The sequence below is a fragment of the Nocardioides sp. Kera G14 genome, from assembly GCF_020715565.1.
In the GTDB taxonomy this organism is placed as follows: domain Bacteria; phylum Actinomycetota; class Actinomycetes; order Propionibacteriales; family Nocardioidaceae; genus Nocardioides.
Genome location: NZ_CP085839.1, coordinates 2833332 through 2845980, shown reverse-complemented (window position 1 = coordinate 2845980; position 12649 = coordinate 2833332). Strand labels below are relative to the sequence as shown.

At 69.4% G+C, this 12649-nt stretch carries 13 protein-coding genes; 10 read left to right on the top strand and 3 right to left on the bottom strand.

Annotated features, from left to right (window positions below; genetic code table 11):
* Nucleotides 1–6: 6 nt before the first annotated feature.
* Nucleotides 7–360 carry a sterol carrier family protein gene (locus tag LH076_RS13950; protein ID WP_227781360.1) on the top strand — a complete coding sequence of 118 codons (354 nt, stop codon included), beginning with the start codon at nt 7–9 and terminating at the stop codon, nt 358–360.
* A gap of 56 nt (nt 361–416) precedes the next feature.
* On the opposite strand, the gene LH076_RS13945 is transcribed toward LH076_RS13950, so the two are convergent.
* Together LH076_RS13945 and LH076_RS13940 are read right to left on the bottom strand one after the other, a co-directional pair.
* On the bottom strand, nt 417–1997 hold the full coding sequence (locus LH076_RS13945; RefSeq protein WP_227781359.1) for a sensor histidine kinase: 1581 nt from the start codon (nt 1995–1997) through the stop codon (nt 417–419).
* A complete protein-coding gene (locus tag LH076_RS13940) occupies nt 1963–3777 on the bottom strand; it encodes a sensor histidine kinase (RefSeq protein WP_227781358.1) in 1815 nt (604 codons plus the stop codon). Before LH076_RS13940 ends, LH076_RS13945 begins: the two co-directional genes overlap by 35 nt.
* A 67-nt stretch (nt 3778–3844) precedes the next feature.
* Between LH076_RS13940 and purF the strand changes: the two genes are divergently transcribed.
* The 5 genes from purF (at nt 3845) to LH076_RS13915 (ending at nt 7467) form a co-directional block, all read left to right on the top strand.
* A complete protein-coding gene (gene purF / locus LH076_RS13935; RefSeq protein WP_415753355.1) occupies nt 3845–5317 on the top strand; it encodes an amidophosphoribosyltransferase in 1473 nt (490 codons plus the stop codon).
* A gap of 46 nt (nt 5318–5363) precedes the next feature.
* Nucleotides 5364–6425, top strand: a complete 1062-nt coding sequence (purM, locus tag LH076_RS13930; RefSeq protein WP_227781356.1) for a phosphoribosylformylglycinamidine cyclo-ligase — start codon at nt 5364–5366, stop codon at nt 6423–6425.
* A gap of 168 nt (nt 6426–6593) precedes the next feature.
* Nucleotides 6594–6779: a DUF3073 domain-containing protein gene (locus tag LH076_RS13925; RefSeq protein WP_227781355.1), complete on the top strand. Its 186-nt coding sequence runs from the start codon at nt 6594–6596 to the stop codon at nt 6777–6779.
* A gap of 220 nt (nt 6780–6999) precedes the next feature.
* Nucleotides 7000–7203 carry a cold-shock protein gene (locus tag LH076_RS13920; RefSeq protein WP_227781354.1) on the top strand — a complete coding sequence of 68 codons (204 nt, stop codon included), beginning with the start codon at nt 7000–7002 and terminating at the stop codon, nt 7201–7203.
* Nucleotides 7204–7320: 117 nt separating this feature from the next.
* The gene (locus LH076_RS13915; RefSeq protein ID WP_227781353.1) at nt 7321–7467 is read left to right on the top strand and encodes a hypothetical protein; all 147 of its coding nucleotides are present in this window, start codon (nt 7321–7323) and stop codon (nt 7465–7467) included.
* 2 nt (nt 7468–7469) lie between these two features.
* Here the strand turns inward: LH076_RS13915 and LH076_RS13910 are convergent, their stop codons facing one another.
* The gene (locus LH076_RS13910) at nt 7470–8477 is read right to left on the bottom strand and encodes a hypothetical protein (RefSeq protein WP_227781352.1); all 1008 of its coding nucleotides are present in this window, start codon (nt 8475–8477) and stop codon (nt 7470–7472) included.
* Between the two features lie 19 nt (nt 8478–8496).
* Between LH076_RS13910 and LH076_RS13905 the strand changes: the two genes are divergently transcribed.
* From LH076_RS13905 to pstA, 4 genes are all read left to right on the top strand, one after another.
* Complete coding sequence (locus LH076_RS13905) at nt 8497–9363, top strand: NUDIX hydrolase (protein ID WP_227781350.1); 867 nt, start codon at nt 8497–8499, stop codon at nt 9361–9363.
* A 166-nt stretch (nt 9364–9529) separates the two neighbouring features.
* Entirely contained in the window at nt 9530–10639 is a 1110-nt protein-coding gene (gene pstS / locus LH076_RS13900; protein WP_227781349.1) for a phosphate ABC transporter substrate-binding protein PstS, read from the top strand.
* Nucleotides 10636–11580, top strand: coding sequence for a phosphate ABC transporter permease subunit PstC (pstC, locus tag LH076_RS13895; protein WP_227781348.1), 945 nt, complete (start codon nt 10636–10638; stop codon nt 11578–11580). Before pstS ends, pstC begins: the two co-directional genes overlap by 4 nt.
* The gene (gene pstA, locus LH076_RS13890) at nt 11577–12647 is read left to right on the top strand and encodes a phosphate ABC transporter permease PstA (protein WP_227781347.1); all 1071 of its coding nucleotides are present in this window, start codon (nt 11577–11579) and stop codon (nt 12645–12647) included. The genes pstC and pstA overlap by 4 nt, the downstream gene beginning before the upstream one ends.
* The last annotated feature ends 2 nt before the right edge of the window (nt 12648–12649 follow it).

The window sequence follows — 12649 nt, the reverse complement described above, 5'->3', positions numbered from 1 at the left end:
TGACGGGTGCCTGCCCGCCTCAAGCCCGCCGATCCGGGGGCCGTCACGGAGGCCCTCACCCGCTTCCGCGCCGACGCTGCGGAGAGGGCCGATCTCAAGCTGCTGACCAAGCACTTCCTCGCCCTCCTCGAGTCCCGCGCACCCGGCCGTAGCGTCGAGGTCCGCGTCCCCCCGTACGCCGCCATCCAGTGCATCGAGGGGGTCAGGCACACGCGTGGCACCCCTCCGGCGGTCATCGAGACCGATGCGATCACGTGGATCCGCGTTGCCACCGGCGAGCTGGACTGGTCCGACACCGGCCCCGCGGTGCGGGCCAGCGGTGAGCGCACCGACCTGTCGGCGTACCTGCCCCTGAGCTGAGTCCGCGGGTGAATGGTTCCGGCAGCCATCGCTGCCGGAACCATTCACCCGCGGGCTCAGGGCGCGAGCGGCAGGTTGATCCGCACGGTGGTGCCCACGCCGAGCTCGGAGGCGAGCATCACCCGGCCGCCGTGACGCGCGGCGATGCGCGAGGCGATCGGCAGGCCGAGCCCGGAGCCAGGCAGGCCCAGGGCGTTGCCGCCTCGGTGGAACTCGTCGAAGACACGCGACTGGTCCTCGACCGGAATCCCGATGCCGGTGTCGCGGATCGTGATCTCGGCCTCCGCCGCACCGCGGGCGACGGTGACGGCCGCCGAACCGGCAGGAGTGAAGCGCACGGCGTTGGAGACGACGTTGAGCAGCATCCGGGTCAACTCGGACTCGTCGCCGCTCACCAGGGGATCGACGCCGTGCACGCGCACGGTCAGGGCGAGCCCGTCGCGCTCGGCCATCGGGGCGATCAGGTCGACGGCCCGCCGCGCGACGGAGGTGAGGTTGACCGTCTCGACCTCGCGCGAACGCCGAGGGTCGGTGACGCGGGAGAAGAAGAGCAGATCGTCGACGAGCTGGTTCATCTCCTGCACGTCCTGGTCGATGCCGGAGACCTCGTCGGCATCCGGCGTGACCGGGAGCGTCTCGAGCTGGCTCTGGATCCGGCCGAGCGGTGCGCGGAGCATCGTCGTCACCGTGCTCACCAGCTGGTCCTGATAGGCGTCGATCGCCTGTAGTTCGGCGACGAACTTCGCCTGCTGATCGAGTGTCCGCCGGGTGAGGATGACGAGGCCGAGGTCGGCCCCCAGGGCGGTCGCCCCCTGCAGCTCGGTCTCGCTCCACTCGTGGGCGCCCGCGCGTCGGCTGATCACGAGAGTGCCGAGGAGCTCCTCACCGGCGCCGATGGGGACGAGCAGGACCGAGCCCACCCCGCCCCGTTCGAACCAGCTCAGGATCAGCGCCTCGACGTCGCCGCCGAAGCCCGCTGCGGCTACGGTCGCCGGGCTGATGACCTGCACCTCCCCGCGCGCCCAGGCAGCTCGCCCGCGGGCCGTCAGGTGGTCGAGGGCCGCCGGCACGTCGATCGCCGCGGCATGGGTCGTGGCGATCCGCCACCCGCCGTCCGCCCTCACGCTGTGCACGAAGACCTCGTCCGCCTCGTAGGCCTCCGCGACCTGGCTCAGCACCCGCGGCCACTCCGCATCCAGGTCGTCAGCGTTGGCGAGGGCCCGTACGGCGGCGCGGCTGTTGTCCGACACCCGGATCTGCCGCAGGTCGTCCCGTAGGCCCAACGAGACGCGGATGGCCGTCCCGGCCTGGGCGGCGTATCGGCGGACCAGGTCGACCTGGGCGGGGGTCGGCGTTCCGGCAGGCATCACGGCGGTGAGCATGCCGACCGTCTCGTGCGACTCGTCCCACAGCGGGAGCTCGAGCGGGCGAAGCCCGAGCCCGTCGTCGGGCGGATCACCCGCCGTGGCCATCACGACCATGCGGTCGCCGTCGCGCAGGCTGATGACGCACTGCTGGAAACCGAGCAGTTCCGCCACCGCATCCGCGGTGAACTGGAGGAACGGCAGCAGTCCGGTGTGGACCTTCAGCAGCGGATGCCGGTCAACCATCGAGCTGCCCGTCGGGGTGGGTGTCATCGGGATGCGTGTACAGCGGCAGCCCGACCCGGAAGGTGCTGCCGACGCCGACCTCCGACTCGACCTCGATCGTGCCGCCGATCCGGCGGACGATGCGTGCCGCGATCGTCAGCCCGAGACCGGTGCCGGGGCGATCACGCGCGTTGGTCCCGCGGAAGAACTCGTGGAAGAGCCGCCTCTGGTCCTCGGCCGGGATGCCGATCCCGGTGTCGCGCACGGTGAACTCGGCCGAGTCGGCCTCGGTCCGCAGCGTGACCTCGACCAGACCACCGGTGTCGGTGTACTTCACCGCGTTGCTGATCAGGTTGACCACCAGCCGGTCGAGCGAGCCGGTGTCCCCGGCCACCAGCACCGGCGCGGAGGGCGTCCTGACGCGCAGCCGCAGGCCCTGCCCGCGCGGGTTCACGAGGTAGCACGCCTCGCGCACCATCAGGCCGAGGTCGTTCGGCCGGGAGAGGGCGTGCTCACCGGAGGCCTGGGTGAGGGTGGTCAGGTCATCGACGATCCGGGCCATCCGCTGGCTCGCCGCCTGCATCCGCGTCACCGCGGAGTCGGCCTCGGGGGGCTCGAGCCCGCCCATCTCGAGCAGCTCGAGGTTACCGCCGATGATCGTCAGCGGGTTCTTCAGCTCGTGCGCGACCGTCCGGACCAGTGTCGAGCGGAGCATGTCGAGCTCACCGAGCTCCCGGGCGAGCATCTGCTGCTCCTGCGCGAGGTGGGCGTTGATCAGCACCCGGCCGAGATCGCGACAGATCTCCTGCAGCGCGACCTGCTCGACCTCCGACCACAGCTGCGTGCGACTGTCCCGGATCAGCGTGATCTGCCCGAGCGACTCGTCCCCGACCCCGATCGGCGCCGCCATGAACGACCCGGCGCCCATCGCGTCGAGATAGCCCTGGATCCGCTCCCACACCTCCGCCGGTACGTCGCCGGCCCGCTGCTCCGCGGAGACGACCAGTGTCTGCTGGAGCTCCCACAGCATCCGCCCGGTCTCCTCGGAGCGCTGCGCGACCAACTGGTGGGGGATCGGGGCGATCCGCCCGTGGTTCAGGAACGTCACCGGACCGCCGTCACGGTCGTGGATGGTGATCCACACGGCGGTGAGGTCGAAGAGGCGCATCAGTCGCCCCGACAGCGACTCGAAGTCGTCCTCGAGCGGAGCGCTGACGGTCGCCTCGTTGACCAGCACCCGCGCGGCCTGCGCGAGACGCGCCTGCTCGGTGTGCCGGCGGCGCTCGATGGCCGCCACGATCGCCCGGCTCGCCTGCTCCGCATAGCGGTTGAGCAGGTCCCGCGTCGCCTGCCCCGGACGCCGCCCGTCGAGCGGAAGGTCGAGGCTGAGGGTGCCGATCGGTGTGCCGGCGTCGTCGTACAGAAGGGCGAGCAGGACGTCGAGCGGGTGCCAGGCTTCGGGGTCCGGGCTGGCGTCGATCGGAGGGATCCACCCCCAGTCCTCACCTCCCTCGGTCTCCGCGCCCGAGACGAACGTGAAGCGGCCCCACTGCTCGCCGCCGCGGAGCGCGTCCAGCACGGTGGTGAAGGGCGTCCGCAGCGTCCGGATCTCGCCCTCCTCCTCGGGAGTCGCACCGCCGACGGCGGCCGCGTGCAGGGCGCCGTCCTCGCGCAGCACCGAGACGACGGCCATCCCGAAGCCGGCGAACTCGATCAGCCCGTCGACGAAGACCTTGAGCGACATCCGGGTCAGCTCGTCCGGCCAGGAGGACGTCGCAGGCGGGGTGACGTAGGGCGTGGCCGGGAGACGCGGCAACAGGTCGGGCACGGGGCACCTTGGGGTTCGGTGGGTCTTGCCTGTGGAATCGGTGTATCCCGGCGGCGACCGTAGACTAATCGACGTGTGCGGCGTATTCGGCGTATGGGCGCCGGGCGAAGAGGTCTCCAAGCTGACGTACTTCGGGCTCTACAGCCTGCAGCACCGTGGTCAGGAGTCCGCTGGCATCGCGGTGAGCAACGGCCGACAGATCCTCGTCTACAAGGACATGGGCCTGGTCTCCCAGGTCTTCGACGAGACCACGCTGGACTCGCTCAAGGGCCACATGGCCGTGGGTCACGCGCGCTACTCCACCACCGGAGCCAGCACCTGGCAGAACGCCCAGCCGACCTTCCGCCCGAGCTCGCACGGCTCGATCGCGCTCGGCCACAACGGCAACATCGTCAACACGCACGAGCTGCGCGAGATGGTCGACCTGCTGCCCTCGCCCGCTGACGAGCTGGAGATGCAGCGCTCCAACGGAGCCGGCGCCGTTTCCACCAACGACACCAGCCTCCTCACCGAGCTCCTCGCGCACCACCCCGACGAGTCCGTCGAGGAGCGCGCGATGGCGCTGCTCCCGCAGATCCGCGGCGCCTACTGCCTCGTCTGGATGGACGAGGACACGCTGTACGCCGCCCGAGACCCCCACGGCATCCGGCCGCTCGTCCTCGGCCGACTCGACAACGGCTGGGTCGTCGCCTCCGAGGACGCCGCCCTCGCGACCATCGGTGCCAGCGTCGTCCGCGAGGTCGAGCCCGGCGAGCTGATCGTGATCAACTCCGACGGTCTGCGCTCGCGCAAGTTCGCCCAGCCCGACCGCAAGGGCTGCGTCTTCGAGTACGTCTACCTCGCCCGCCCCGACGCGGACATCGCCGGCCGCGGCGTCCACGAGGCCCGCGTCGAGATGGGCCGCCAGCTCGCCCGTGAGTTCCCGGTCGACGCCGACCTGGTCATCCCGGTCCCTGAGTCCGGCACCCCCGCCGCCACCGGGTACGCCGAGGAGTCCGGCATCCCGTTCGGGCAGGGCTTCGTCAAGAACTCGTACGTCGGCCGCACGTTCATCCAGCCCTCGCAGACCCTCCGCCAGCTGGGCATCCGACTCAAGCTCAACGCGCTCGAGCACATGATCCGCGGCAAGCGCATCGTCGTGGTCGACGACTCGATCGTCCGCGGCAACACCCAGCGTGCCCAGATCCGGATGCTGCGCGAGGCCGGTGCCGCCGAGGTCCACGTCCGGATCTCGTCACCTCCGGTGAAGTGGCCGTGCTTCTACGGGATCGACTTCGCCACCCGGGCCGAGCTGATCGCCAACGGCCTCGAGGTCGACGAGATCGCCTCCTCGATCGGCGCCGACTCGCTGGGCTACATCTCCCTGCAGGGCATGGTCGACTCGACCCGGCAGCCGAAGTCGTCGCTGTGTGCCGCCTGCTTCACCGGCGAGTACCCCGTCCCGCTGCCCGACGAGAGCCAGCTCGGCAAGCACCTGCTCGAGGTCTCGCTCCAGTCCCCGACGATGGGCAAGGCCCTTCCCGTCCTCAACAACCCGTGATCTCGATACGCGCTGCGCGCTACTCGATCGACGAAAGGCCCAGCCAGTGACGAATGCCTACGCCCAAGCCGGTGTCGACATCCACGCCGCGGATGCGGCGATCGAGATGTTCAAGGCGGCTGTCGCGAAGACCCGGCGGCCTGAGGTCATCGGCGGCCTGGGCGGCTTCGCCGGCCTCTTCGACGCCAGCGCGCTCAAGCGCTTTGACAAGCCGGTCCTGGCGACCAGCACCGACGGCGTCGGCACCAAGGTCGCGATCGCGCAGGCCCTCGACCTCCACGACACGATCGGCTTCGACCTGGTCGGCATGGTCGTCGACGACCTCGTCGTCTGCGGCGCCGAGCCGCTCTTCATGACCGACTACATCGCGACCGGCAAGGTCGTTCCCGAGACGATCACCGCCATCGTCACCGGCATCGCCGACGCCTGCGCCGAGGCCGGTGTGGCCCTCGTCGGCGGCGAGATCGCCGAGCACCCCGGCCTGCTCAAGCCGGGGGAGTACGACGTCGCCGGCGCGACGACCGGTGTGGTCGAGGCCGACGGCATGCTCGGCCCCGACAAGGTGCAGTCGGGCGACGTCGTGATCGCGATGGCCTCCAGCGGCCTGCACTCCAACGGCTACAGCCTCGTGCGGCACGTCCTGCTGACCAACGCGCAGATCCCGCTCGACAAGCACATCGACGAGCTCGGCCGGACCCTCGGCGAGGAGCTCCTCGTGCCGACCCGGCTCTACACCAAGCCCTCGCTCCGCCTGGCTCGCGAGACGGCCACGCACGCGATGAGCCACGTCACCGGTGGCGGCCTGGCCAACAACCTCGAGCGCGTCCTGCCGACGTCCGTGAGCGTCACCATCGACCGCTCCACCTGGACCCCGGGTGCGATCTTCGACCTCGTCCGCCGCACCGGCGACGTGCCGCAGCCGGACATCGAGGCGACGCTCAACATGGGTGTCGGCATGGTCGCGCTGACCGCGCCCGAGGCGGTCGAGCAGGCGCTCGGCGTACTCAAGGAGAGCGGTATCGACGCCTGGGTCGCGGGCGAGGTCACGACGGCCTCGAACGGCCTCGAGGGCCGCGTGACGCTCACCGGCCAGCACGCCGGCTGGTAGTTCTTTGTGATGTAGAACACGTTCGAGCGTTACTTTCGCCAGAGGCGAACACAGATTCGGACGTCGGTGTGCGTTGGTGGCATCCGAACAGGTACCGTGGGCCTCACGAAAATACTGTGATCGTCCGGGAGCCTGTGGCCCCGGCCTACGTGCGAGGGGGCTGACCCTATGGGGCGCGGCCGAGCGAAAGCCAAGCAGACGAAGGTCGCACGCGACCTCAAGTACCGCACTCAGGACACCGACTTCGGTGCCTTGGCGCGCGAGTTGCACGGCGGAAGTGAGCATCCTGTAGAGAGCGAGCAGGACGTCGACTACGGCGTCTGGTCGGATTACTCGGAGGACTCGCGCGACTGAGGTGGCTCGCGGACGTGCGCGGAACGTTCCGTCACACGTCTGTTGCAGAACCTTCACGCGGTCGTCGTGAATTTCCTTCGCCGGGATGGTTTGCATTCGGGTCGACATTGGTAGGGTCGTTCATGCAACAGGTGCAGTTCCGTCGTTTGGCGAAGGCAGCATGAGTTGTGAGGCTGCCGAAGCTGGCAGTCTCTCGCCCAAACGAAGGAGAACAGAGCACATGGCTCAGGGCACCGTTAAGTGGTTCAACGCTGAGAAGGGCTTCGGCTTCATTGCGCAGGAGGACGGCGGCGACGACGTCTTCGTGCACTACTCGGCCATCCAGACCAATGGCTACAAGTCCCTCGACGAGAACCAGAAGGTCGAGTTCGACGTCACGCAGGGCCCGAAGGGTCCGCAGGCGGAGAACGTTCGCGCCCTCTGATCTCATCTGAGACGACGAAGGCCGGTGTCCCCACGGGGGCACCGGCCTTTGGCATTTCCTCCTGTTGTCCCTCCGTTCGGTGTTTGCGCACCGTCGGAATGGGGTAGACAGGTCCCCGTGACCGAGTCGTTCGACTCCTCGCTCGAGGACACTGAGTTGATGCATGAGGTGGAGCTCACCACCAACCTGATCGTGGCCGCCTCAGAGACCGACGAGCACCTGTCCCAGAGCGAGATCGACGAGATCCTGGGGCTCGCGCGCTGACCTCAGCACGACGCCCACAACACGGGGCCGCTGGAGAGGTCGGACAGGACCGACTGGCCCTTCTTCGGCTTCAGGTCCATGGTGACGCGGGAGCCGTGCGCCTCGACCCGGCCGAGCGTGAAGCGGTCGCGGAAGCTGCCGCCCTGTCCGGGCGCATCCCCTGAGGCGAGCGTGGCACGGGCGTCGGCGTTGTGCTTGGCGACGTCGTCGTTCTCGAACTCCATCGAGACCCGCGCGTCCCCGTCGGGTGCATAGGCGAACGCGAAGGCGTCGATCGGATCGACGGTCCCGGCGGCCTTGAGCAGCACGCGTGCCTGGGCCTGGTCGACGTCGTCGGCCTGGCTCATCGCGAGGTGGCCGCAGGTGTAGTCGCCGCTGAAGACGACGCCGGCGACCGGGGAGTCGAGGCCCTTCGCGGCCTCGACCATGGAGGCCGAGGGCGGGATGAAGTCCTGGTCGGCGACCTTCACCGCGTAGTCGGGGTTGTCGCTGGCGACCAACACGTCACCGCGTCGCGTCACGTAGGTGAGCTCGGGCGTGAGGTCCAGGTCGGGAACGACGTTGGAGCCGTCGTACACGCCTCCGGACTTCGTCCACCCGGCCTGTGCCAGGCGCGACTCCCAGCGCGAGGCGTCGGCGAGGTGGAGGAGCTCGACCGCGCCGTCGTCGGCCTGGGCGAAGAGCTCCCAGTCGACGTCGGTGAGCGGCAGGCCGAGCTTGTCGAGGGCCGGCGCCGAGGTAGTCAGCGCCGAGACGGCGGAGAGGTCGGCGTCGTACGCACGCGACAGGACCCCCTCCGTGCCGCCCTTGGTGCCGACGGAGTCGGTGACGGCGGACCAGTCGGTCCAGGAGACGCGCTGCGCATCGCCCGGCACCAGCGACAGGCCGCGCACGAGCTGCGAGCGGTGCGCGGCACTCCACCACGAGGCGCCGCCCCAGATCAGCAGCAGCACGACGACCGCGGCCACGACGACCGCCAGCCGGCGCCGCGCCTCCACAGTCCTGAGCATGATCAGACACACTATTGGGGTGACGCTGCGGAAGACGGACATCATCGCGGCCGGTGCGGTCGTGTTCCGCCCCGGCAGCAAGGGTGGCGAGGTGCTGTTGGTGCACCGCCCGCGGTACGACGACTGGTCCTTCCCCAAGGGCAAGCGCGACCGTGGCGAGCTCGCGGTGGCCGCCGCGGTGCGCGAAGTCGAGGAGGAGACCGGGCTCCGGATCCGACTGGCGCGCCCCCTCGCCTCCCAGCGCTATCGCACGAGCCGGGGGATGAAGCAGGTCTTCTACTGGATCGGCCGCGTCCGCCCCGACAACGTCGTCGACATCGACGACTACGTGCCCAACGACGAGATCGACGAGGTCGCCTGGGTCCCCGTCGACAAGGCGCGACGCCGGCTCACCTATCCGCACGACCGCGCCACCCTGAGCGAGGCGCTCGTGCAGCCCAAGCGCACCGAGACCGTGATCGTCGTCCGGCATGCGCTCTCCCGTGCGCGCCGGACCTGGCACGGGGACGACCGGCTCCGACCCCTGCTCGCGACCGGCCGCGTCCAGGCCGCCCAGCTCGTCGCCGTCCTCGAGGCGTACGGCGTCGCCCGACTCGTCACGAGCCCCAGCACGCGTTGCGTGGAGACCTTCGCGCCCTACGCCGGCGCTGCCGACCTCCCGATGGAGCGCGAATCCGCGCTGACTGAGGAGCTCGAGGACCCCACCGCGATCCACCAGCTGGTCGCGACGCTGCCGGGCCGGAGGCCCGTGGCGGTCTGCAGCCACCGGCCCGTCCTCCCCGAGGTCTTCCGTGCTCTGGGGATGAAGGATCCCGGCCTGGAGAAGGGGGAGGTCGTCGTCGTACACCTCCGAAAAGGCGTTGTATGCGCCACCGAGCGGCTGTGAGTCAAGGTCCCGGCTGCCTTGTTCACGTGAGCTTCGCCGCGCCTCCCGCTCGCCGTTACTGAGACGGCATGCCCGGTACACCTCCCGTTCACCTTGGCCTTCCGTGAGGTCATCTCGGCTACCTACGGTCAGCCGCGACAACCTCGAAAGATCTAGGAGTCCCGAAGTGACCACCACTTCCCTCCGCCGGGTGCTCATCCCCGGCGTCGCCGCCCTCGCGGCCGTTGCCAGCCTCGCCGCCTGCGGCTCCTCCGACGGCGATTCCGCCGGTGACTCGGGTTCCGGCTCGTCGGGCCTCTCGGGCACGGTCGCCGCTGGTGGCTCGTCCGCGCAGGAGAAGGCCCAGGAGGCCTGGCGTGCCGGCTTCGGTGCCGACAACCCCGACGTGACGATCACGTACGACCCGGTCGGTTCCGGCACGGGTCGCGACAACTTCTACTCCGGCGCCTACAAGTTCGCCGGTTCCGACTCCGCGATCCCGGACGAGGACATGTCCAAGGCCACCGCCGCGTGCGGCGGCTCGGACCCGATCGAGGTCCCGGTCTTCGTGTCCCCGATCGACATCGCGTTCAACCTCACGGGCATCTCCACGCTCAACCTCGACGCCTCGACGATCGCGAAGATCTTCGCCGGCCAGATCAAGACGTGGAACGACCCGGCGATCACCGCGCTGAACCCTGACGCCAAGCTTCCGGCCACCGCCATCTCGCCGGTGCACCGCAGCGACTCCTCGGGCACCACCGACAACTTCACCGACTACCTGTTCAAGGCGTCGGGCGGTGCCTGGAAGACCGAGCACAGCAGCGACTGGCCCGTCCAGACCGGTGAGGCCGCTGAGGGCACCTCCGGTGTCGTCGGCGCCATCCAGGACGGCGAGGGCACCATCGGCTACGCCGACGACTCCGCCGTGGCCTCCACCAAGCTCGGCAAGGTCTCGGTCAAGGTCGGCGACTCCTTCGTCGCCCCGTCGGCCGACGGGGCTGCCGCCGGTCTCGCCGCGTCGACCGTCGTCGACGGCGCCGACTCGCAGCTCGTCTACGACATCAAGCGTGACGGCACCGACGCGTCGGTCTACCCGGTCTTCCTGGTGTCCTACCTGATCGCCTGCCCGACGTACGACGACAAGGCCACCGCCGACATCGTCAAGGGCTTCGGCGAGTTCGTCGTCTCCGAGACGGGTCAGAAGGCGGCTGCGGCCAACGCCCTCTCGGCTCCGCTCCCGTCGGACGTGGCTGACAAGGCCAACGCGATCCTCGAGAAGATCGCTGCGAAGTGACCACCGCGCCAACCGTTGACTCCACCGAGCTGACGGCTGGCGGGTCCTACGGCAAGGGCGACCGGGTCTTCTCCCGTGTCGCCCTTGCCTCCGGCCTGACCATCCTCGTCACCCTGGCAGCGGTCTTCATCTTCCTTGCCATCAAGGGTCTTCCCGGCTTCGCGGCCGATTCCGAGGTCTATGGTCCGTCCTCCACGAACGCGTGGGGGTACGTCGGCCGGCTCCTGTTCGGCACCACGCTCGCGGCGCTGATCGCGCTGGTGATCGCGGTGCCGTTCTCCTTCGCCCTGGCGCTCTTCATCACGCACTACGCGCCGAAGCGGATCGCGACTCCTGTCGCCTACATCATCGACCTGCTGGCCGCCGTGCCGTCGGTCGTCTTCGGCCTGTGGGGAGCCCGCTCGCTCGCGGTCTCCTCACAGCCCGTGCAGCGCTGGCTCGACGACCACGCCGGCTGGCTGCCGTTCTTCAAGGGCCCGGCCTCGTCGACGGGCCGCACCATCCTCGTCGCCGGCATCGTGCTGGCGATCATGTGCATCCCGATCATCACCGCGATCAGCCGTGAGGTCTTCCTGCAGACGCCGCGCCTCAACGAGGAGGCGGCGCTCGCGCTCGGCGCGACCCGTTGGGAGACGATCCGGCTCGCGGTCTTCCCAAACGCCCGCTCCGGCATGATCGCCGCCGTGATGCTGGGCCTGGGCCGCGCACTCGGCGAGACGATGGCCGTGGCGATGGTCCTGTCGGCGACGCCGATCGTGACGCTCAACCTCATCTCCTCGACCAACCCGGCGACGATCGCCTCCAACATCGCGGCGAACTACAAGGCCGAGGACAACCGCATCCAGACCGTGCTGCTCGCCACCGGTCTCGTGCTCTTCCTCTTCACCTTCCTCGTGAACTTCTCCGCCCGCTTCATCGCCTCGCGGAGGGATGCCCGATGACGACCTCGCAGCTCTCCCCGACCGCCACGCTGGGCGGCGCCCGGCTGCCGGCGTACGCCATCTGGCTCGCGCTGATCGCCTCCTTCGCGGTGGCCGGCCTGCTGGCGCTGCTCCTCGGCTGGGGCCCGGTGCCCTTCGTCCTCATCGGCGGCCTGATCACGCTGGTCGTGATCCCGCTGTGGGCAGGCATCGTCGAGAACCGCCGCGCCGCCATGGACCGCTTCGTCACCGCCGTCATCTGGGCGGCCTTCCTGGTCGCCCTGGTGCCGCTGATCTGGTTGCTCTACACGGTGATCAAGAACGGCGTCCCCGGCGTCAACACCGACCTGCTGACGCACGACATGGTGCAGCGGCTCAACCCCGAGACGGGCAAGCTCGAGGTGGGCGGCGGTCTCTATCACGCCCTGATCGGCTCGCTCATGGTCACGCTCGGCGCGATCGTGATCTCGGTGCCGATCGGTCTCTTCACCGCCATCTACCTGACCGAGTACGCCGGCAGGAACCGGATCGGCCGGATCATCACGTTCCTCGTCGACGTCATGACGGGCATCCCGTCGATCGTCGCCGGTCTCTTCGCGCTGGCGCTCTTCTCGCTGGTCTTCGGTGTCGGCACGCGGATGGGCCTGATGGGCTCGATCGCGCTGTCGCTGCTCATGATCCCGACGGTCGTCCGCTCGGCCGAGGAGATGATGCGGCTCGTCCCGGCGGACCTGCGGGAGGCGTCGTACGCCCTCGGTGTGCCGAAGTGGCGGACGATCACCAAGGTCGTCATCCCCACGGCGTTCGCCGGCATCGTGACCGGCATCGTGCTCGCGATCTCGCGTGTCATCGGCGAGACCGCGCCGCTCCTGGTGGCGGTCGGCACACTCGAGCAGGTCAACTGGAACCTCTTCGACGGCCGCATGATGACCCTGCCGGTCTTCATCATGACCCAGTACTCGACGGCTACCCCGCAGGGCTACCAGAACGCCTGGTCCGCGGCCCTGATCCTCATCGTCATCGTGATGCTGCTCAACCTCGTGGCCCGCATCATCTCATCGATCTTCGCTCCGAAAACCAAGCGCTGACG